We start from the raw sequence: 18,950 nt of genomic DNA, 5'->3' as shown, positions 1-18,950 counted from the left end.
GCTGGGTGGCCGGCCGAGGGCCTCGTCGGGAGCGGGCCGGGAGCCTTGAGGGGCTGCGGGGGTCATGGCGATGTCACCGCTGCGGCGGATGCTGCTCCAAGGGGCGCATCAGCAGCCGGGCGATTTCCTCCCGCCGGTTGCCTCCCTTGGCGTCGGTGTGCTGGGTGAGGAAGATCGCGTTGAGCAGCTCGTCCGTGGGACGCAGCCCATCGTCGCCCCGGCCGAAACGCTCCAGAAGATCGCGGTTGACCTCGTGGGCTCCCTCCCCGAAGTGGGCGTGCACCAGCGCGGCGAGCCGTTCGTTGCGCGGTGGCTCCAGGTGCAGACGAATGCAGCGACGGAGCAGTGGCCGAGGAAAGTCCCGCTCACCGTTGCTCGTCATCACGACGAAGGGAAAAGCACGGCAGCGGACCCTGCCGCCACTGACGGGGACCGTCCGGCCGTCATCGTCCAGGACCTCCGTGGCCGCGCCGCCCTCGCGCTTGGCCGCACGCTCCAGCTCGGGAATCCGGAACTCGCCCTCCTCCAGTACGTTCAGGAGATCGTTGGGCAGGTCGATGTCGCTCTTGTCCAGCTCGTCGATGAGCAGGACCCGGGGCCGTTCGGCGGGCAGAAGTGCCGTGCCCAGCGGACCGAGTTTGATGTACTCGCCGATGCCTTGTGCGCCGGGGGCATCCGGTCCGCCACGCTCGCGGGAGAGCTGGGCGTCCTGGAGGCGGGCGATCGCGTCGTACTCGTACAGCCCCTGCTTCAGCTCCGTACGGCTGACGACGGACCACTGCAGGACCCGTCCGAGGCCGAGTTCCTGGGCGACGGCATGGGCGAGGGTGCTCTTGCCTGAGCCGGGTTCACCGGTCACCAGGAGCGGTCGGCGCAGATACAGCGCGGCGTTGATGAGTTGGATCGCTTCCTCGTCCTGGACGGGCAGGAGCGGACGCCCGCCGAGGCGGCGTGTGGTCGAGGAGTCCGGCTCGGGGACCGGAAGCCCGGTCGGCTCGCCTGCGAAGGTCCGCCAAGGGGGTGGGGGCGGAAGCGCGCCGATCCGGTCCGGGGCCGGATCGCCCTCGCCCCGGTAAATCAGCCAGTCGCTCATCTTCCACTCCTCGTCGGCGATCGGTGCCTTTCCACGCTCCGGCCGACGGGGGCGGGGAGCGCCCGTGAGGGACTCCGGGAAATGTACCCCCGCGGTGCCGGGCCAAAGCTGCTTTCCGGCCACATCGTCATGGCGAATCCACCGGCCATGCCGGACGTTCGGGGATCGGTCGGCGCGGGTCGTCGTACAGGACGGCGACGGCCTCGGCCCAGTGCCCGGCCGTTCGCCCCTCGTGGATCTCCTCCCTGATCCGGCGCAGCCGGTCGGGAAGTTCGGGAGCCGATCCGGTTCCGGCCAGCATTTCGGCCACACCCTTGTGCAGATCCTCGCAGTCGGCGCCGCACGGCCCGCTGTCATGACCGTCGATGCGCCACAGGGCGATGCCGTGCCCTGCGGCGAGCAGGGACTCCATCGCCCGATTGCCGGTCCCCAGGCCCGCTCGGTGGCAGAGCACCGGGATGCCCGACGGCGGGAGTCCTGAGATGTGGCGCTCCCTCAGGAGCCCTCCGGCGGGCGGGATCCGGCCTGCGGAGAACGGGCCGGAGCCCACTGCGGCCGACCACCGTTCCAAGCGGTGCCGGTCGGGCTCCCCACGCCGGTCCACGTTCCGGAGAACGATCCGTCGCCGCACGCCCACCGGCAGGTGGGCCGGGTCACCGAGGGGTGCCTCGTCCGCCAGTTGCCAGCGGTGCACCGGCGTGTCGAAGTACGAGGCGGGGAGCACGACTTCGCACGGCGCCGGTGCTCCGCCGCTCGCTTGATCGGCGATACGGAACGCCTGGACGAGGGGGTCACGCAGATGAGTCCGGAGCCGGGCGGGCACCACCCCATTGGGGTCCTCCTCGGCGGCGAAGATCTCGTCGTCGGCGCTGCCGTCGTCGATTCTGATCTGCCAGTGCAGGGTCCCGTAAGGCAGTTCGTCAAGCTCGACGACGACGATGTGGCCGGGATCGTCGGGGCCAGGGTAGGGGATGACGATCCGCTCCGCGCTCCGCGTGTCGGGCAGTTGAGCCTGTTCGACGAGACGGCGCAACTGTGGGGGGAGCTGGTGGAGCCGGCGGGCGAGCCAGCTGTCGAGCCGGCCGGTGTCGGCCCCGTAGCCCCGGGCGAGCAGGGCAGCGAGCCGTAGGTAGTGCATGAAGACGTAGGCGGGCAGCGGTCTGCCGTCCTCGTCGTAGAGCAGTCCGTGGCCGTCCCGCCAGGTGACGGGGCCCGGGTCGATGCGGGGCAGACGCTGGTCGCGTACGTGCGAGGCCAGGTCGGCCACGACGCCTTCCGGTGGCGGAGCGAGGGCGGCCAGGTGGTTGAGGGCCTGAACCCTGTCATCGCTGGACCATCGCTCGGCCCCGGCGCTCTCGGCGGCCTCCAGTCGCGCTTGGTGCGCGATCCAGCTGCCGGTGTCCTCACGCCGCGCGTGGTGCCAGCGGTCGTGGGCGTCCATCACCTCGCGGTAGAGGGGGCCGAATCCGCGCAGGGCGGCAGCCGACACAGCCCGGCCGCCGTCCTGCCCCACACGGCCGGATTTGACGATCTCCCGTACGGCGCCGGTGGCGGGATCGAGGACGGGGCCGCCTGAGACTCCTGGCGGAAACTCGGCCTGTGGGCCGAACCGGACGGCAACGGCACCGTCATCCACGTTGGCCCGGACCTCGCCGCGCCAGAGCCCGTACACCCGGTCGTCCTCGTCCGATGTCGGCCGGAACCCGAAGGAAACCCGGTCTCCGCCCGTCGAGGCTGCGCTGTCGCCCAGCCAGACGCACTCGTGGTCGATGTGTCCGTCGAGCAGCTGCACCAGCGCCAGGTCCCGCTGGGCCGGGACCGAGTCGCTCCACACGTCGCTGACGAGCCACTGCCGCAGCCTCACACGCGTCGGCGCGACGCCGTAGCGCTGTTCGTCGCCAGCCGCCCAGAAGGGCCGGTCGGTGTCCTCGCGCAGGTATGGCAGGAGCACGTGCGCGGCGGTCACGATCCAGCCCGGTGCGACGAAGAAGCCGCTGCCCCACATTTGGGCATTGTCCGGATCGTCGTCCGGAAGGAAGCGGACCGTAGCTGCCCGGACAAGGGCATCAAGGCTGGTCAGGCCCTCAGGCATCCGTGCCGGCCGGCCCCTCCGGGGCCTGCTCGCCCAACTGCCAGACGAGGGTGACCTGCACCGATGCCTTGGCCTCGCCATCCGCCAGGATCGCGATCGCCTTGCCTGGCTTGGCAGTCAGTTCCACCCCGAAGGTCACCGACGCCTCATGTGGCTTCACGGCCGCGGCGGCGCGGAGCACCGTGCCACCGACACGCGAGATCAGTTCGTCGAGCTGCTCCAGGCGGGCCACCGCGCCGTCGGCGACGCCGACGTCCCGGTCGGAGGAGCCGTAACCTGTGGCGGCGCTCACGCGCGCATGGACAATATTGCCGTCACCGAGATCGATTCTTTGTACGCGACCACTCACGGCTCCCCCGATCCGCGCGTCAAGGCGCTGGCCCTGCAGATGACTTGATGCGGTCGCCAAGATTACGTGTCCGAAGCCCGCCGGGCGAGAGGGCTTCCACGGACACCGTCGATATCCGGCCGCAGCGGTGACGTCCTACCCTTCAGGTGAGAACATCCGCAGGCATCAGGAGCACGTCTTGTACTTCACGGACCGTGGCATCGAGGAACTGGAGAAGCGGCGCGGCGAGGAGGAGGTCACCTTCGAGTGGCTCGCCGAGCAGCTGCGGACGTTCGTCGATCTCAACCCCGACTTCGAGGTGCCCGTCGAGCGCCTCGCGACCTGGCTGGCCCGGCTGGACGACGAGGACGACGAGGACGAGTGATCATCCTCAGGGTCTGATCCTCAGACCCTGATCCACCCGGCTCAGGAAGTGCCCGCCCTGGCCCGTTCGTACGCGAGTCCCAGCGCGCCCTGGGCCAGGAGCACCGCGCCGGCCGCCGCCCAGCCGCCGCTGCGACGGCGGGCGCCCCACAGCAGGAGCGGGAGGCCGGCCGCGAGCTGGACGGCGGCGACGGCCCGGGCGCGGGGGCCGCGCACCCACGGGCCGATCCGGCTGCTCTCGACCGCGTCCAGCTCTACGCGTACGGCATCGCGCCAGCCGGCCCACTCGACGCGCTCCACCCCGCGCTGCACCGCCGCGACGCTGCGCAGCCGGTCGGCGCTCTCGCCCGGTGAGAGTCCGGCGGGCAGGGCGAGCCCCGTGCCGGTGAGGACGGCGAGCAGTCCGCGCAGCCTGGCTTCCGCGCCCGCCTCCGGGTCGGGGCGGGTGAGTCCTTCCAGCGCCTGTACGTCCAGCACCGGGTCGAGGCCGAGGCGGACCGCGAAGGTGCGCATGGCCTCGTCCTCGCCCACCGGGGTGCCGTCGGTCAGCCAGATGTAGCCCACGGGCCGGCGGAACCCGGCGGCGAGGGTGTATCCGGCCCGGTCGGCGTCCCACCACAGGGCGAGCACCGGCCAGGTGGAGCCGACCGCGAGGGCGGTGGCCCAGCCGCCCAGGACCCGGTCCACCGGCTCGGCGTCCTGCTCCGGGCCCCCGTTCCGCCAGGGCTTCCCCTCCGGGACGAGCACGCTCCACTCCTCGCCCGCGCGGGCCAGCAGCATCTGCTCGCGCAGCAGGTGGGCGAGCGGCCGTACGGTCTCGGGGTCGGCCCGGCAGAGCAGGAGGGCCCCGGTGGATGTCGCGTTCATGGCTCACACGCTAGGGCAATTTGTCATGGTTTGGCGTTCTTGATACTGCTCGACCGCCTCTCGCTCGGCCTTGACTTCACCGATCCGCGATATATCGTGTTCCGTACGAGACGCGATATGTTGCGTCGTCACGCGTTCCGGGAGGTCACATCCATGCCTGTGTCGACATGGACCATCGCCGAGCCGCGGAAGCTCGCCTTCGACGATCCGGTGGCGGCGCTCCATGTGCGCATCGTCGACGGCACGGTCAACGTGGTCGGGAGCGACGAGCCGGACGCCCGGCTGGAGATCTCCGCGGTCGAGGGGCCGCCGCTGATCGTGACCCAGGAGGACGGCCGGCTGACCGTGGCCTACGAGGATCTGCCCTGGCAGGACCTTCTGCGCTGGTTCGACCCCAAGGGCCGCCGCCGCAGCGCCGTCGTCACGCTCGTCGTGCCGGCCGCCTCCTCGGTCGAGGTCGGCGTGATCGGCGCCGGGGCCGTCGTCTCCGGGATCAGCGGCCGCACCGAGGTCCGCGGCATCACCGGCGACTCCACGCTCGTCGGGCTGACCGGCGCGGTGCGCGGCGAGTCGGTCTCGGGCAGCCTGGAGGCCCAGCGCGTCACCGGGGATCTGCGCTTCCACTCGGTGTCCGGCGATCTGACGGTGGTCGACGGGGCGGGGACCTCGGTCCGGGCCGAGTCGGTCACCGGCGACATGGTGCTGGACGTCGACCCCTCCGGGAAGCCGACGGACATCCGGCTGACCACGGTGTCCGGCGAGATCGCGATCCGGCTGCCGCACCCGGCCGACGCCAGGGTCGAGGCGAACACCGCGAGCGGGACCGTCTCCACCGCCTTCGAGGACCTGCGGGTCGGCGGGCAGTGGGGCGCGAAGAAGATCACCGGCACGCTGGGCGCCGGGACCGGGACCCTGCGGGCGACGACCGTCTCCGGTTCGATCGCCCTGTTGCGCAGGCCGCCCGCCGAGGACGACGCCCGCACCGCCGAGCCGACCGGAAAGGTTCTCTGACATGGCTCCCGTTTTCGCCCACGGCCGTCTGCGGCTGTATCTCCTCAAGCTCCTGGACGAGGCTCCGCGCCACGGTTACGAGGTCATCCGGCTGCTGGAGGAGCGCTTCCAGGGTCTGTACGCCCCGTCCGCCGGCACGGTCTACCCCCGGCTGGCCAAGCTGGAGGCCGAGGGCCTGGTCACCCATGCCACCGAGGGCGGCCGCAAGGTCTACTCGATCACCGACGCCGGCCGCGAGGAGCTGGCGGGCCGCAGCGGTGAACTGGCCGATCTGGAGCTGGAGATCCGCGACTCGGTCTCCGAGCTGGCCGCCGAGATACGCGACGACGTACGAGGCGCCGCGGGCCGGCTCCGCAGCGACATGCGGGCCGCCGCCTCGGAGTCCCGGCACGGTACGGGTACGGGGGCCGAGGACCGCAAGGGCCGGAGCAAGGGCATCCCGTCCTCCCCCTTCGGCGACTTCGGCGACTTCGGCAATCTGGGCGACCTCGGCGACAGCGAGGCGTGGCGTACGGCGAAGGAGGAGCTGCGCCGGGCCAAGCAGGAGTGGAAGGAGCAGGCGCGCCGGGCGAAGGACGAGTCCCGGCGCGCCCGCGAGGACGCCCAGCAGGCCCGCCGTCAGGCCAAGGAGGCCCAGGAGAAGGCGCGCGAGCAGATGCAGACCGCCGCCCGCCAGGTCCAGGAGCACTTCGCGCGGGGCGACTGGCCCTCCGGCGTACGGGAAGGCCTCGCGGAGATCACCGGCCAGCTCGGCGGCTTCGCCCGGTCCGGCGCCTGGCCGCCGTTCGGCAAGCCCGAGCCGGAGACCGCCCCGCCCGTCCAGGACCCGGCTCCCGGTGCGGACTGGGGGCAGGACGCGCCGACGACCGGCGACCCGGTGCGCGATCTGGACCGCCTGCTGGACCGTTTCCGCGACGGCATCCGGGACGCGGCCCGCGATCACGGGGTGACGGAGCCCCAGCTCGCGGAGGCCCGCCGCCACCTGGGTGCGGCGACGGCGCGGATCGAGGCGCTGCTGACGGCGGAGGGCGAGGACCGGGACGAAGGCGAGAGGAAGGGCTAGCGGCGACGGGGAAGGGCTGGGGCGCCCTGCCTACCGGCCTGGCGCACTCGGGGTACCGGGCTGGGGCGCCTGAGCTACCGGGCTGGGGCGCCCTGCCTACCGGCCTGGGGCACTCGGGGTACCGGGCTGGGGCGCCCGGGTACCGGCCTGGAGTGGGATGGGGGCCGCCCCCTCACCCGGCCTTGGCGTGCCCCTGGCCCCCGTCGCGTCCGTCGCCCCCGTCCGCGTCGGGGCCGTACAGCGCGCGCTGCACGGCCGCGTAGGTCGCGCCGTGCTCGGCGAGGACGTCGGCGACGACTCCGGGCTTCGCGGTGAGGGCCAGGAGCAGGTGTTCCTCGCCGATGAACCGGTCGCAGCGGCCGAGGGCCACCCGTAGCGAGTTCTCCAGCACGGTCTTCGCGCCCGGGGTGAAGGCGCGGTGCCCGGACCACCACCGGCGGCTGCGGCGGTCGGCGTCCAGGACCCCCTCGCCATGGACCCCCTCGACCTGGGACACGATGGCGCCGACGTCGATCCCGATGCCGGCGAGGGCGTCGGTGTCGGCCCTGGTGAGCCCGCCACGGCGGCGGGCCTCGGCGAAGGAGGCCTCCAGGGAGGCCCGGCGGTCGTGGAGGCCGAGGGCGGTGGCGGCGAACGCGGCCCGGCCGCTCCCCTGTTCCAGCAGCGCGAGCAGCAGATGTTCCTCGGTGACCGAGTCGGCCCCGGTGCGCTCGGCCCGGCCCACGGCGCCCTTCACGGTCGCACGGGCCCCTCGGGTGAATCGTTCGAACATCAACGCCTCCCGTACTTCTTGTGCACGGCCTGCCGGCTGACGCCCAGCTCGGCGGCGATCTCCTGCCAGGACCAGCCCTGCACGCGGGCACTTCTGACTTGTACGGCTTCGAGCTGCTCCAGCAGTCGCCGCAGTGCGGCCACCGCCCGCAGCCCGACGCGCGGGTCGCGGTCACCGGCGCGTGCGGCCAGATCCGTTGCTTCGGTCATGATGTCAACCTACATTGACACCACTCACTCGTCAATGAAAGTTGACATCATCGTCGGCCAGGCGCGCGTGCCGCTCGACGTCGTAGCGGACGTCGCCGTACCGCAGCTTGGCCCGGTCGATGCCCTCGGGTGCGAATCCGGACCGGAGCGCGACCCGGCAGGAGGCCGGGTTGTCGGTGCGGTGGCCCAGCTCCAGCCGGTACAGCCCGAGCTCGTCGAAGGCCCAGCGCGCCAGTGCCCGCACTCCGGCCGCGGCGACGCCCCGGCCGCGGGCCGACTCGGTGGTCCAGTAGGAGACCCAGCCGGTGTCATGCGTCCGGTTGACGGCGTTGAGCGCCACACAGCCGAGCGCCTCGCCCTCCTCCCCCACGACGGCCCAGGAGTAGCCGGTGCGCGCTCCCCGTTCCCGCGTGCGCTCCGCGATCCAGGCCACCGCCCCGGACCGGTCGTCCACGGGCCGGTCCGTCTGGCGGTCCATCTCCGCCGGGGCGAAGGCGCGGAGCACCGCCGAGGCGTCGTCGGGCAGCCAGGGGCGCAGCAGAAACCCTTCAGGGGTGGTCAGTTCGTCCATACGGGCCAGCTTCCCGCACGGTCACCACCACCTCCGCCCCGGGCCGTGCCACGACGAGCGGCCACCCACCGCGCGAGGGGGCGCCGAGGACGTGCGCGGGACCCGTGACGGTGACCCGCCACCCCTCGGGCGAGGGCGGCAGCGACAGCTCCGTCACCCCGGGACGGGCGGCCGCCCGGTAGGCGAGGCGGTAGGTGCGGGTGCCGGGGTCGTACGCCCCGGAGCGGACGGTTCCGGCGACGGCCGGGGCGTACGGGGTGGCCGTCCGCTCCTTGTTCGTACGGAAGCGGCCGCGTTCGTCGACCGCGCAGTAGCCGCCGCCGTAGCACCAGACGTAACCCGCCCAGCCGGAGCTGTAGCGGTCCAGGGAGGCGACGGCCTCGCGGTAGAAGCGGCCCATGTTCGGGAGGGCGTTGTTCAGCGGCCCCCACTCCCCCACGACCACGGGCATCCCGTACCGGGCCGGGTAGGCGGTGACGGCGGCCTCGTACGCCTCGATCCAGCCCGCGTCCGGGTCGTAGTCGGCGCCCGCCTCCATGGCGGTGTTGTAGAAGTGCGGGGCGTAGACGGTTCGCCGGTCCCGGATGCGCCCGAGACCCGTGGGCACGCCCTCGCCGACGATGGGGGTCGGCTCGACGAAGAGCCAGGTGTCGCGGTCCTTCGCCCGGACGGCTCGGGCCAGCCGGTTGTACATCGGCGTGAGGTGTTCGGCCTCGATCCGGCGGGCGGCGGTGGGCAGGTCCTCGCCCGCGCGCGGTTCCCCCATCGGCTCGTTGATCAGGTCGTAGCCGATGACGGCCGGGTGGTCGCGGAAGCGGGTCGCGAGGACCTGCCACATGGCGGCCTGGGCGCGCTGGAGGTCGGGGTCCTCGTAGAGGTGGGTGAAGGCCCGCTGCACGGCGGGCTGGAAATACTCGGAGAACCAGTCGTCGGGGTTGGGGGTGAACGGCAGCCCGTCGGTCCTGGTGGCCCATTCCGGGATGCCCCGGTGCCCGAACGCGGGTCCGAAGACGTCCTGGTGGGCGTCGATGAGGACATGGATGCGGTGCTTGCGGGCCCAGTCCAGGATGCGTTCGACGCGCCGGAGGTAGCGCTCGCTGTACTGGCCGCGCCGGGGCTCCAGATCGTCCCAGAACACCAGCAGCCGCGCGAAGTTGAAGCCGCCTGCGCGCAGGTCGCGGAAGTGGCGTTCGGTGATGGCGGTGAGGGCGTCCTCGCCGCGGTTGGCCTTGTCCTCGACGTTCCAGCCGCGGAGGGTCAGGGTGCGGCCCCGGTCGTCGGTGAGGGGCGGGATGGCGCGTTCGTACGAGGAGGGGGACGAGGAGACGGGTGCGGGGCGCGCCGAGGCGACGGGGGCGGGGGCCCCGGCCGCGAGCACGGACGCGACGACAACTGCCATGAGTGCTCTGCCCATTCGCATGGGCAGAGCACATCAGGAAAGCTGAGCATCCCTCAAGTATCTGTCACCGACGAGTTCTTGGCGGAACTAGGAGGTCGGCGTGAGCACGATCTTCCCGAAGAGGTCGCCCGACTCCAGGCGTTGGAAACCCTCCCGGGCCCGGTCCAACGGCAGCACCTTGTCGATGACCGGGCGCACCCCGGTGGTCGCGCAGAACGCGAGCAGGTCCTCCAGCTCGTCCTTGGACCCCATGGTGGAGCCGACGACCTTCAGCTCCAGGAAGAAGATCCGGGTCAGCTCGGCGTGCGTGGGCCGGTCGCCGCTGGTGGCCCCGGAGATGACGAGGGTGCCGCCGGGGCGCAGCGACTTCACGGAGTGGGACCAGGTGGCGGCGCCGACGGTCTCGATGACGGCGTCCACCCGCTGCGGCAGCCGGGCGCCGGGCTCGTACGCCTCCAGCGCGCCGAGTTCGACGGCCCGCTCGCGCTTGGCCTTGTCCCGGCTGGTGGCGAAGACCCGCAGCCCGGCGGCCTTCCCGAGGACGATCGCGGCGGTGGCGACACCGCCGCCGGCGCCCTGGACGAGCACGGAGTCACCGGGCCGCACCCCGGCGTTGGTGAACAGCATCCGGTACGCGGTGAGCCAGGCGGTCGGCAGACAGGCGGCCTCCTCGAAGCTGAGCTCCTTCGGCTTGGGCAGCACGTTCCAGGCGGGGACGGTGACCTGTTCGGCGAAGGTGCCCTGGTAGCGCTCGGTGAGGATGGAGCGGGGCTCCTTCGGCCCGACGCCGTGCCCCGACTGCCCGATGACGGAGTGCAGGACGACCTCGTTGCCGTCCTGGTCGACGCCGGCGGCGTCGCAGCCGAGGATCATCGGCAGCCGGTCCTGCGAGAGGCCCACGCCGCGCAGGGACCAGAGGTCGTGGTGGTTGAGGGAGGCGGCCCGAACGGTGACGGTGGACCACCCGGGACGCGCCTCGGGGGCGGGACGGTCGCCCAGCTCCAGCCCGTCGAGCGGCTGGTCGGGGTCGATGCGGGCTGCGTAGGCGGCGAACATGGCTCGACGATAGGCGGGGCGGGGCGACCACGAAACCGCCTACGCGTGTGACGCACACCAACTGGGGCGCACCCGCACCCAGCGCCTGCGGCACTTGAGCCGCACAATCAAGCCCCTCCGGCGCCAGAGGAGCACGGCGAGCCCACTCAAGTCCCTCCAGCGATCGAGGAGGACGGCGAGCGCCACTCAAGCCCCTCCGGCGATTGAGGAGCGGGGGCCCGAACCACCAGCCTCTGCGGCGATTGAGCAGCGGGGGTCTGGGGGCGGGCGCTGCCCGGACCCCGCTGCTCAATCGCCGCAGAGGCTGGAGTGGGCGACCCCGCTGCTCAATCGCCGCAGAGGCTCGAGGAAACCGCCGGAGCGGCTGAAACGCACAGGCGGGGCCCGTACCCCGTACAGGCCCCGCCCGATCACACACCGCTCAAACGCGGACTCAGCGCCGAGCCACACCCTCCGCCCGCGCAGCCGCCGCAACCGCCGCGGTGACCGCCGGAGCGACCCGCTCGTCGAACGGCGACGGGATCACGTAGTCCGCCGCCAGCTCGTCGCCGACCACGTCGGCCAGCGCGTTGGCCGCCGCGATCTTCATGCCCTCCGTGATCCGGGAGGCCCGGACCTGGAGCGCACCCGCGAAGATGCCCGGGAAGGCCAGCACGTTGTTGATCTGGTTCGGGAAGTCCGACCGCCCGGTCGCCACGACGGCCGCGTACTTGTGCGCGACCTCCGGGTGGACCTCCGGGTTCGGGTTGGCCATCGCGAAGACGTACGCGCCGGGCGCCATCGAGGCCACCGCCGCCTCCGGGACCGTACCGCCGGAGACGCCGATGAAGACGTCCGCACCGGCGAGCGCCTGCTCCAGCGAACCGGACAGGCCCGCCCGGTTGGTGAGCTCCGCCAGCTCGCGCTTGACCTCGGTGAGGTCGTCGCGGTCGCGGCTGACGATGCCCTTGCGGTCGGCCACCGCGATGTCGCCGATCCCCGCCTCCAGCAGGAACTTGGCGATGGCCACGCCCGCCGCGCCCGCGCCGGAGATCACGCCGCGCAGATCGCCGAGCGTCCGCCCGGAGAGCTTGGCGGCGTTGCGCAGGGCGGCGAGGGTGACGACGGCGGTGCCGTGCTGGTCGTCGTGGAAGACCGGGATGTCCAGCCGCTCCTGGAGCTTGCGCTCGATCTCGAAGCAGCGGGGCGCCGAGATGTCCTCCAGGTTCACGCCGCCGAAGGACGGGGCGAGCCGGACGACGGTGTCGACGATCTCGTCGGCGTCGGTGGTCGCGAGCGCGATCGGCACCGCGTCGACGCCGCCGAACTGCTTGAAGAGGATGGCCTTGCCCTCCATGACGGGGAGGGACGCCTCGGGCCCGATGTCGCCGAGGCCGAGCACGGCGGTGCCGTCCGTCACGACGGCCACGACCTGCGACTTCCAGGTGTAGTCGTGGACGAGCTCGGGGTTGTCGGCGATGGCGCTGCACACTTTCGCCACACCGGGCGTGTACGCCAGGGAAAGGTCGTCCTTGTCCCGGATCGGGACGGTGGCCTGCACGGCCATCTTCCCGCCCCGGTGGAGGGCGAAGGCCGGATCGAAGGGCTCGTCGGCCCCGGTGTCCGCTGCGCTCGTGCGCTGGATGCCACTGTCGGTGGTGCTGTCGCTGCGAGGATTGACGATCTCCGCTGCCATGGTGTTGACCCCTTAAGTCTTCATCGTTTGAGGGTGGCCACTCCTGGTTGAGGAGGGGTGGGCGGGCACCGCGTACGTGCCCCGCACCGAGCGGTTGGCCCGCCCCGGCAGGGAGAGGTACATACGCGCGGGCGCGCCGCACACGCGCCCTGAGCCCCGGATGAGGGGTGTAAACGTCTTTCTTACCGGACGAACGGTGTTACGGACGAGTCCATATCGACGCGGTGACGTGACTCATAGTCGAATATCTGGACAAGTCGGCAAACCGGTATAAATGCCGTCCACTGGTCGAGACGTACCGAAGATTCTCCGGCGAGGGGAATGAATCCCCATAGAAGGTCCGGTCCTGGCGTACCGGCCGTTGATGTTCGGGGGTCGCCCGTTATCCGATTTTGACATGGCGGGACCCCTGAATGGGCCAGTCCGAATGGCAGGATGCCGTTCACACGAGGTGGCGACACTCGAAGGTGCGTGCCAAGCCGCCCCACCAGCACCTCACCCTCACCTGCCGGAGGATCCCGACATGACCGCAAGCACCACGCGTCGTACGACCGCCAGGGCCCGGATCGCGGCGGTCGGCGCCATCGCGGTCGCCGGCACGCTGCTCCTCACCGCCTGTGGCGACCAGACCGACAGCGCCTCCCAGGAGAGCGGCAGCGGCAAGGAGACCAAGAGCGGTGCGCCGCTCTTCTCGAAGCTGCCGGAGAAGTACCAGAAGTCCGGTGTGATCAAGGTCGGCACGAATGCCGAATACGCCCCGATGGAGTCCGTCGAGAACGGAAAGATCGTGGGTGTCGACCCCGATCTGGCCGAGGCGCTCGGCAAGCAGCTCGGCGTGAAGTTCGAGTTCACCTCGGGTTCCTTCGACGGCCTCATCACCGCCCTGAACTCCGGCCGCCACGACATCGCGATGTCGTCGATCACGGACAACAAGCAGCGCCAGGAGGGCCTGGACGACTCCGGCAAGAAGCTGGGCGAGGGCGTCGACTTCGTCGACTACTTCCTCGCGGGTACCGCCGTGTACACGAAGAAGGGCAACCCGCAGAACATCAAGTCCATCGAGGACCTGTGCGGCAAGCCGGCGGCGGTGCAGCGCGGCACCACGTACGAGGAGGCCCTCAAGAAGCAGTCGAAGGCCTGTACGGACGGCGGCGAGAAGGCCATCAAGATCGAGTCGTTCGAGAACGACACCGAGGCCCAGACCCGCGTGAAGTCCGGCGGCTCGGTCGCGGGCGTCAACGACTACCCGGTCGCGGTCGACCTGGCCCGCAAGGCCGACGGCGGCAAGGCGTTCGAGGTCGTGGGCGAGCAGGTCGACGCCGGCCCGTTCGGCATCGCCGTCAAGAAGGACAACACGGGTCTGCGCGACGCCCTGAAGGAAGCCGTCGACGCGATCATCGCCGACGGTTCGTACCAGAAGGTGCTCGACAAGTGGGGCGCCGGTACGGGAGCGATCGAGAAGGCCGCCATCAACGGCGGCAAGTGACCGGACGCTTCACCGAAGGGCAGTCACCATGACTGACAAGCTCGACAAGACGCCCCCCGGCTCACCGGCCGGCCAGGTGTCCGTCTCCAAGGCCGCCACCACGGCCCCGGAGAACATCAAGGCCATTCCCGTCCGCCATGTCGGCCGTTGGATCAGCGGCGTCGTGGTCATCGGCCTCCTCGTCGCCCTCGTGTACGCCTTCTCGCAGGGCAACATCCAGTGGCAGGCCGTCGGCGACAAGCTGTTCGACAGCACCGTCGTCGCCGGTGCGGGCCGCACCCTGCTGATCAGCGTCCTCGCGATGATCCTCGGCGTGATCCTCGGCGTCGTGCTGGCCGTGATGCGGCTGTCGAAGAACCCGGTCACCAGCTGGGTGGCCTGGCTGTACATCTGGTTCTTCCGCGGCACCCCGGTCTACGTACAGCTGCTGCTCTGGTTCAACCTGGCGCTGATCTTCCCGGTCCTGAACATCCCGTTCATCTACAAGGACGAGATGACGGACGTCATGACCCCGTTCATGTGCGCCCTGCTGGGTCTCGCGCTGAACGAGGCCGCCTACATGGCGGAGATCTGCCGCGCCGGTATCCAGTCGGTCGACGAGGGCCAGACGGAGGCCTCGCACGCGCTGGGCATGACCCAGGGCAAGACCATGCGCCGCGTGGTCCTCCCGCAGGCGCTGCGCGTGATCATCCCGCCGACCGGCAACGAGTTCATCAACATGCTGAAGACCTCCTCGCTGGTCTACGCGGTCACGTACAACGAGCTGCTCCGCTCCACCTCGCAGATCGGCTCCACGTCGTACGCGGTGATGGAGATGCTGTTCGTCGCGTCCATCTGGTACATCGTGATGACCAGTGTGTTCAGCGTCGGCCAGTACTACCTGGAGCGCCGTTACGCCCGCGGCTCGCTGCGTTCGCTGCCGCTCACCCCGTGGCAGCGCGTCAAGGTCAACCTCGCCGCGTTCGGCAACCGGCCCTCCGGAGGTGTCTCCGCATGACCACCCCCATGGTGAAGGCCGAGGGCGTCCACAAGTCCTTCGGCGCCGCCCACATCCTCAAGGGCATCGACCTGGAGGTCGCCCCGCGTGAGGTGTTCTGCCTGATCGGCCCGTCCGGCTCCGGCAAGTCGACCTTCCTCCGGTGCATCAACCACCTGGAGAAGATCAACGCCGGCCGGCTCTCGGTCGACGGCGAGCTGGTCGGCTACCGGCAGAAGGGCGACAAGCTCTACGAGCTGAAGGACAGCGAGGTCGCCCTCCAGCGCCGTGACATCGGCATGGTCTTCCAGCGCTTCAACCTGTTCCCGCACATGACGGCGATCGAGAACGTCATGGAGGCGCCGATCCAGGTCAAGGGCGAGGCCAAGGCGGTCGCCCGGGCCCGCGCCGAGAAGCTGCTGGACCGGGTGGGCCTCGCCGACAAGGCGGGCAACTTCCCCTCGCAGCTCTCCGGCGGCCAGCAGCAGCGCGTCGCCATCGCCCGCGCGCTGGCGATGGAGCCGAAGCTGATGCTCTTCGACGAGCCGACCTCCGCGCTCGACCCGGAGCTGGTCGGCGACGTCCTGGACGTCATGCGGGGCCTCGCCGAGGACGGCATGACGATGATCGTCGTCACCCATGAGATGGGCTTCGCCCGCGAGGTGGGCGACGCGCTGGTCTTCATGGACGACGGTGTGGTGGTCGAGTCGGGCCACCCGCGGGAGGTGCTGACCAACCCGCAGCACGACCGGACGAAGTCGTTCCTGTCGAAGGTGCTGTAGGACCGCCCGCCGTACGTACGCGGACGAGAGCGCCCCGGACCCCATCGGTCCGGGGCGCTCTCGCGTACGGACGCCGACGGCCTACTTCACGGCGAGCACCAGGGTGTCCGAGGGGGACGCCCAGACCGCGCGGGCCTCACCGAAGCCGGAGGCGATGAGCGTACGGGCGTGCCAGTCGGCGGAGGGCATGTCGCCGTCCGCGTGCTCGCCGTAGATCGCGAACCGCTCGGCGGTGGGCGCGGCGAGGACCGGGTCCTTCGCGGCGACGGCCCACCACTCCGCCCAGTCCAGCGCCCCGGCGGCCTTGGCCCGGTCCATCGCGGCGTGCCGGTGGGCGCGCTCGGCGGCGTTGATCCGGGGCGTGCCGGTGTCGATCATGTGGTCGGCGTTCATGAACACCCCGCCGTCCCGGACGAGCCCGCCGATCTGCCCGTAGAGGACCGCCAGCGGCTCGGCGTGCAGCCAGTGCAGGGCGGTGGCGGTGAGGACGGCGTCGTACGAGGTGTGGGGCAGCCGGGCGGTCCACTCCGGGTCCTTGAGGTCGGCGGTGACGAAGGAGACCCGGTCGTCGCCGTCGAAGGTGCCGCGGGCGATGGCCAGCAGCGCGGGGTCGAGGTCGACGCCGGTGCTCGTGGCGTTCGGGAACCGCTTGAGGAGCCGGTCCGTAATACTTCCCGTACCGCACGCGAGGTCCAGCACCCGCGGTTCCGGTCCGACGACCGCCTCGACCATGTCCAGCATCACCCGGAACCGCTCCTCGCGGTCGGGCATGTACCACTCCTGCTGCCGGTCCCAGCTCTCCTGCCAGGACTGCCAGTCGGTGCCCGTAGCCGTCTCCGTCACGCCAACCTCCACGTAATACCCATACCTGCATCTCGACCATTACACTGAACGCAACTCCGACTCTAGACCGACACCGTAAGGACTACAAGTGGAACTGGCCTCTTACTCGGACTATGCCGTGCGCCTGGTCAACACCGAGGAGCCGGCCCGCAACAAGGACACGCTCACCTCCGTCGAGGCGGTCCGTGAGCTGTTCGGCGGCAGCCGGCAGGCGGCACGGCGGGCCACGGAGGCGGACGTGACCCGGTTCCGTTCCGTACGGGCACGGCTGCGCGCGGTCTTCGAGGCGGCCGACGACGGCGAGGAGACGCTCGCGGTCGACCTGCTGAACTCGCTGCTGCTGGAGTTCCCGGTGAGCCCGCAGATCTCGGGGCACGAGGTGCGGGACGAGGACGGCCGGCCGGACTGGCACATGCACCTGGCGGACCATCCGTCGAACGCCACCGCCGGTTACGCGGCCATCGCGGCGATGGGCCTGGCCTTCCACCTCACCGGGCACGGCGTGGACCGCCTCGGCCTCTGCGAGGCGGCCCCCTGCCGCAACGCCTACCTGGACACGTCCACCAACCGCTCCAGGCGCTACTGCTCGGACCGCTGTGCGACCCGGGCGAACGTGGCCGCCTACCGGGCCCGCAAGCGCGAGGAGGCCGAGCGCACCGGCCGCAGCGCGGAGACCGCCCAGCCCAGCACCGCCGTCACCGACCGCTGACCCTTCGCCAGGGGCCGGTAGCGGGCCCGCACCCGGGCCAGCACCAGCTCCTCCGGCACGGTCCCGTAATCCGTGCTGTCCCCGCCCGCGAAGGTGTTGTCGCCCCGCACCCACCAGCCACCGGGCCGCCGCTCGGTGGCCCGCTTCACCACCAGCAGGTCCTGCTGGAAGGGGTGACGCAGGATCACCACGTCACCGGGGCGCACGAGCGCTCCGTACTGCACGAGCAGCAGGTCACCGTGGTAGAGCGTGGGCACCATCGAGGGGCCCGTCACCTCCACGACCTGCAACGGACGCCGCGTCACCCGCCTGCCTCCGGACACCTGTCGCCGCTCCGGCATCTCCGACACCTCCCGCTTCCTCCTCCAGCACATCGTCAGTACATCGCGCCGGGTGCGGCCCCGTACATTCGGCCGACGGCCCGATTCCCACCCCGGACTTTTGACCTAAGCCCCTGGGGCAGCCACGGAAAGCGGCGCTCCACGGAGTAATGTCCCACCTGAGAAGACGATCACGAGGAGGACAGCTCCATGCTTTCCCGCCTGTTTGCCCCCAAGGTGAAGGTCAGCGCCCACTGCGACCTGCCCTGCGGCGTGTACGACCCGGCCCAGGCCCGCATCGAGGCCGAGTCGGTCAAGGCCGTCCAGGAGAAGTACCAGGCCAACGAGGACGCGGACTTCCGCACCCGCGCCATCCTGATCAAGGAGCAGCGCGCCGAGCTCGCGAAGCACCACGTGTCGGTGCTCTGGAGCGACTACTTCAAGCCCCCGCACTTCGAGAAGTACCCGGAGCTGCACCAGCTGATCAACGACACCCTGAAGGCGCTCTCCGCGGCCAAGGGCTCGAACGACCCGAAGACGGGCCAGAAGGCCCTGGACCTCATCGCCGAGGTCGACCGGATCTTCTGGGAGACCAAGAAGGCCTGATCTTCGGCCGGGCCGTCTGACCCGCGGTTTCGCAGGTCAGACCGCCCACCGGTCCGCACCCGGTCCGCAGGCCGCCGAGAACGGCGGCCATGGCGGGTCGGGTGCGGTCTTCTTCACGGGCCTTCCGTTCAGTTCCGGACGGCGTACCGGATCAGCCGGAGCGCTGAGCAATTGCCTGAAGGTGCTCGCGGAGGAAGGGCTCGTCGAGACGTGCGTCGATGACACGACCGCGTACTTCGGTGAGAAGCCGGCCCAGCAGTTCGGCAGTGGCGTCGTACTCATCGTGGAAGCCCATGCGCAAGTCGGTGATCTCGAACTCGAACATCACGTCGTCGACGAGGTCTGCCACGTGCGCGTCAGCGGCTGGGGTACTGGTCGCGGTCCATGTGTTCAGCCAAGGACGCAGACTGTCGGTGACCACGGTGATGAAGCTGAGGGAATACCTGGTGGGCACGGGACTGGGGTGGGTGTGCAGTGTGCTCTGCCACCAGGCGGACCAGACGTCCCGTAGAGCCTCGGCCAAGGGCAAGTCCCAGGCGGTCCAGCCCGCCTGAACCAGGCGGGCGGCGATGAGATCCTCGTCGACGTGGAGCCGGTCGGTGACGAGTGAGCGAATGATGCGCGGGGCGAGGCGGCCGTAGAGGCGAGGGAAGTCTTCCCAATGACCAGGCCGGACGCGTCACCACAGGGCGAATCACCAAGATCATT

At 70.8% G+C, this 18,950-nt stretch carries 22 protein-coding genes; 9 read left to right on the top strand and 13 right to left on the bottom strand.

Translation table 11 applies throughout. The features are described 5' to 3' along the window. Positions 1 to 73 precede the first annotated feature (73 nt). The 3 genes from KV381_RS25760 to KV381_RS25750 form a co-directional block, all read right to left on the bottom strand. The gene (locus tag KV381_RS25760; RefSeq protein ID WP_086777093.1) at positions 74 to 1,093 is read right to left on the bottom strand and encodes a MoxR family ATPase; all 1,020 of its coding nucleotides are present in this window, start codon (positions 1,091 to 1,093) and stop codon (positions 74 to 76) included. Between the two features lie 127 nt (positions 1,094 to 1,220). Then, the gene (locus tag KV381_RS25755) at positions 1,221 to 3,098 is read right to left on the bottom strand and encodes a trypsin-like peptidase domain-containing protein (RefSeq protein WP_158101221.1); all 1,878 of its coding nucleotides are present in this window, start codon (positions 3,096 to 3,098) and stop codon (positions 1,221 to 1,223) included. Between the two features lie 79 nt (positions 3,099 to 3,177). After that, positions 3,178 to 3,534 carry a CU044_2847 family protein gene (locus KV381_RS25750; protein ID WP_086777095.1) on the bottom strand — a complete coding sequence of 119 codons (357 nt, stop codon included), beginning with the start codon at positions 3,532 to 3,534 and terminating at the stop codon, positions 3,178 to 3,180. A gap of 178 nt (positions 3,535 to 3,712) precedes the next feature. Between KV381_RS25750 and KV381_RS25745 the strand changes: the two genes are divergently transcribed. Then, entirely contained in the window at positions 3,713 to 3,898 is a 186-nt protein-coding gene (locus KV381_RS25745; RefSeq protein ID WP_010061466.1) for a DUF6104 family protein, read from the top strand. 41 nt (positions 3,899 to 3,939) lie between these two features. On the opposite strand, the gene KV381_RS25740 is transcribed toward KV381_RS25745, so the two are convergent. Next, positions 3,940 to 4,764, bottom strand: coding sequence for a hypothetical protein (locus KV381_RS25740; RefSeq protein ID WP_030626145.1), 825 nt, complete (start codon positions 4,762 to 4,764; stop codon positions 3,940 to 3,942). A gap of 153 nt (positions 4,765 to 4,917) precedes the next feature. Between KV381_RS25740 and KV381_RS25735 the strand changes: the two genes are divergently transcribed. Both KV381_RS25735 and KV381_RS25730 read left to right on the top strand, forming a co-directional pair. Further along, positions 4,918 to 5,775 carry a DUF4097 family beta strand repeat-containing protein gene (locus tag KV381_RS25735; RefSeq protein ID WP_030626143.1) on the top strand — a complete coding sequence of 286 codons (858 nt, stop codon included), beginning with the start codon at positions 4,918 to 4,920 and terminating at the stop codon, positions 5,773 to 5,775. Position 5,776: 1 nt separating this feature from the next. Continuing rightward, the gene (locus KV381_RS25730) at positions 5,777 to 6,838 is read left to right on the top strand and encodes a PadR family transcriptional regulator (RefSeq protein ID WP_086777096.1); all 1,062 of its coding nucleotides are present in this window, start codon (positions 5,777 to 5,779) and stop codon (positions 6,836 to 6,838) included. Positions 6,839 to 7,010: 172 nt separating this feature from the next. Here KV381_RS25730 and KV381_RS25725 read toward each other — a convergent pair whose 3' ends face one another. From KV381_RS25725 to KV381_RS25700, 6 genes are all read right to left on the bottom strand, one after another. Continuing rightward, positions 7,011 to 7,610 (bottom strand): Clp protease N-terminal domain-containing protein, encoded by a 600-nt coding sequence (locus KV381_RS25725; protein WP_218786449.1) that lies wholly within the window; start codon positions 7,608 to 7,610, stop codon positions 7,011 to 7,013. Beyond that, positions 7,610 to 7,819, bottom strand: a complete 210-nt coding sequence (locus KV381_RS25720) for a sigma factor-like helix-turn-helix DNA-binding protein (RefSeq protein WP_006127526.1) — start codon at positions 7,817 to 7,819, stop codon at positions 7,610 to 7,612. The genes KV381_RS25725 and KV381_RS25720 overlap by 1 nt, the downstream gene beginning before the upstream one ends. Positions 7,820 to 7,850: 31 nt before the next feature. Then, positions 7,851 to 8,390: a GNAT family N-acetyltransferase gene (locus KV381_RS25715; RefSeq protein WP_218786447.1), complete on the bottom strand. Its 540-nt coding sequence runs from the start codon at positions 8,388 to 8,390 to the stop codon at positions 7,851 to 7,853. Further along, the gene (locus tag KV381_RS25710; RefSeq protein WP_218786445.1) at positions 8,368 to 9,789 is read right to left on the bottom strand and encodes a cellulase family glycosylhydrolase; all 1,422 of its coding nucleotides are present in this window, start codon (positions 9,787 to 9,789) and stop codon (positions 8,368 to 8,370) included. The genes KV381_RS25715 and KV381_RS25710 overlap by 23 nt, the downstream gene beginning before the upstream one ends. Positions 9,790 to 9,876: 87 nt before the next feature. Then, a complete protein-coding gene (locus KV381_RS25705; protein ID WP_218786442.1) occupies positions 9,877 to 10,845 on the bottom strand; it encodes a zinc-binding dehydrogenase in 969 nt (322 codons plus the stop codon). 433 nt (positions 10,846 to 11,278) lie between these two features. Continuing rightward, the gene (locus KV381_RS25700; protein WP_098025096.1) at positions 11,279 to 12,520 is read right to left on the bottom strand and encodes an NADP-dependent malic enzyme; all 1,242 of its coding nucleotides are present in this window, start codon (positions 12,518 to 12,520) and stop codon (positions 11,279 to 11,281) included. Between the two features lie 523 nt (positions 12,521 to 13,043). On the opposite strand from KV381_RS25700, the gene KV381_RS25695 reads away from it, so the two are divergent. Genes KV381_RS25695 through KV381_RS25685 form a run of 3 tightly spaced genes read left to right on the top strand, consistent with a single transcriptional unit; the run spans position 13,044 to position 15,764 of the window. Next, entirely contained in the window at positions 13,044 to 14,006 is a 963-nt protein-coding gene (locus KV381_RS25695; RefSeq protein ID WP_218786440.1) for an ABC transporter substrate-binding protein, read from the top strand. A gap of 28 nt (positions 14,007 to 14,034) precedes the next feature. After that, positions 14,035 to 15,003: an amino acid ABC transporter permease gene (locus tag KV381_RS25690; RefSeq protein WP_098025098.1), complete on the top strand. Its 969-nt coding sequence runs from the start codon at positions 14,035 to 14,037 to the stop codon at positions 15,001 to 15,003. Then, the gene (locus KV381_RS25685) at positions 15,000 to 15,764 is read left to right on the top strand and encodes an amino acid ABC transporter ATP-binding protein (RefSeq protein ID WP_283782616.1); all 765 of its coding nucleotides are present in this window, start codon (positions 15,000 to 15,002) and stop codon (positions 15,762 to 15,764) included. The genes KV381_RS25690 and KV381_RS25685 overlap by 4 nt, the downstream gene beginning before the upstream one ends. 81 nt (positions 15,765 to 15,845) lie before the next feature. Here KV381_RS25685 and KV381_RS25680 read toward each other — a convergent pair whose 3' ends face one another. Beyond that, positions 15,846 to 16,607, bottom strand: coding sequence for a trans-aconitate 2-methyltransferase (locus tag KV381_RS25680; protein ID WP_098025100.1), 762 nt, complete (start codon positions 16,605 to 16,607; stop codon positions 15,846 to 15,848). An 88-nt stretch (positions 16,608 to 16,695) separates the two neighbouring features. Here KV381_RS25680 and KV381_RS25675 point away from each other — a divergent pair, with 88 nt between their 5' ends. Next, positions 16,696 to 17,316: an ABATE domain-containing protein gene (locus KV381_RS25675; protein WP_030079464.1), complete on the top strand. Its 621-nt coding sequence runs from the start codon at positions 16,696 to 16,698 to the stop codon at positions 17,314 to 17,316. On the opposite strand, the gene sodX is transcribed toward KV381_RS25675, so the two are convergent. Next, complete coding sequence (gene sodX / locus KV381_RS25670; protein WP_249625985.1) at positions 17,229 to 17,657, bottom strand: nickel-type superoxide dismutase maturation protease; 429 nt, start codon at positions 17,655 to 17,657, stop codon at positions 17,229 to 17,231. The genes KV381_RS25675 and sodX overlap by 88 nt on opposite strands. Before the next feature lie 189 nt (positions 17,658 to 17,846). Here sodX and sodN point away from each other — a divergent pair, with 189 nt between their 5' ends. Beyond that, the gene (gene sodN / locus KV381_RS25665; RefSeq protein WP_015611295.1) at positions 17,847 to 18,242 is read left to right on the top strand and encodes a superoxide dismutase, Ni; all 396 of its coding nucleotides are present in this window, start codon (positions 17,847 to 17,849) and stop codon (positions 18,240 to 18,242) included. 151 nt (positions 18,243 to 18,393) lie between these two features. Here the strand turns inward: sodN and KV381_RS25660 are convergent, their stop codons facing one another. Beyond that, positions 18,394 to 18,663, bottom strand: a complete 270-nt coding sequence (locus tag KV381_RS25660; RefSeq protein WP_179889448.1) for a hypothetical protein — start codon at positions 18,661 to 18,663, stop codon at positions 18,394 to 18,396. On the opposite strand from KV381_RS25660, the gene KV381_RS25655 reads away from it, so the two are divergent. After that, complete coding sequence (locus KV381_RS25655) at positions 18,656 to 18,796, top strand: hypothetical protein (protein ID WP_179889449.1); 141 nt, start codon at positions 18,656 to 18,658, stop codon at positions 18,794 to 18,796. The two genes, KV381_RS25660 and KV381_RS25655, sit on opposite strands and share 8 nt — an antisense overlap. The last annotated feature ends 154 nt before the right edge of the window (positions 18,797 to 18,950 follow it).

Origin of the sequence: Streptomyces sp. WY228 (genome assembly GCF_019287315.1) — a bacterium.
Classification (GTDB): Bacteria; Actinomycetota; Actinomycetes; order Streptomycetales; family Streptomycetaceae; genus Streptomyces; species Streptomyces caviscabies.
Note: the sequence above shows the minus strand (reverse complement) of the source record. Positions and strands in the feature narration are given on the sequence as shown.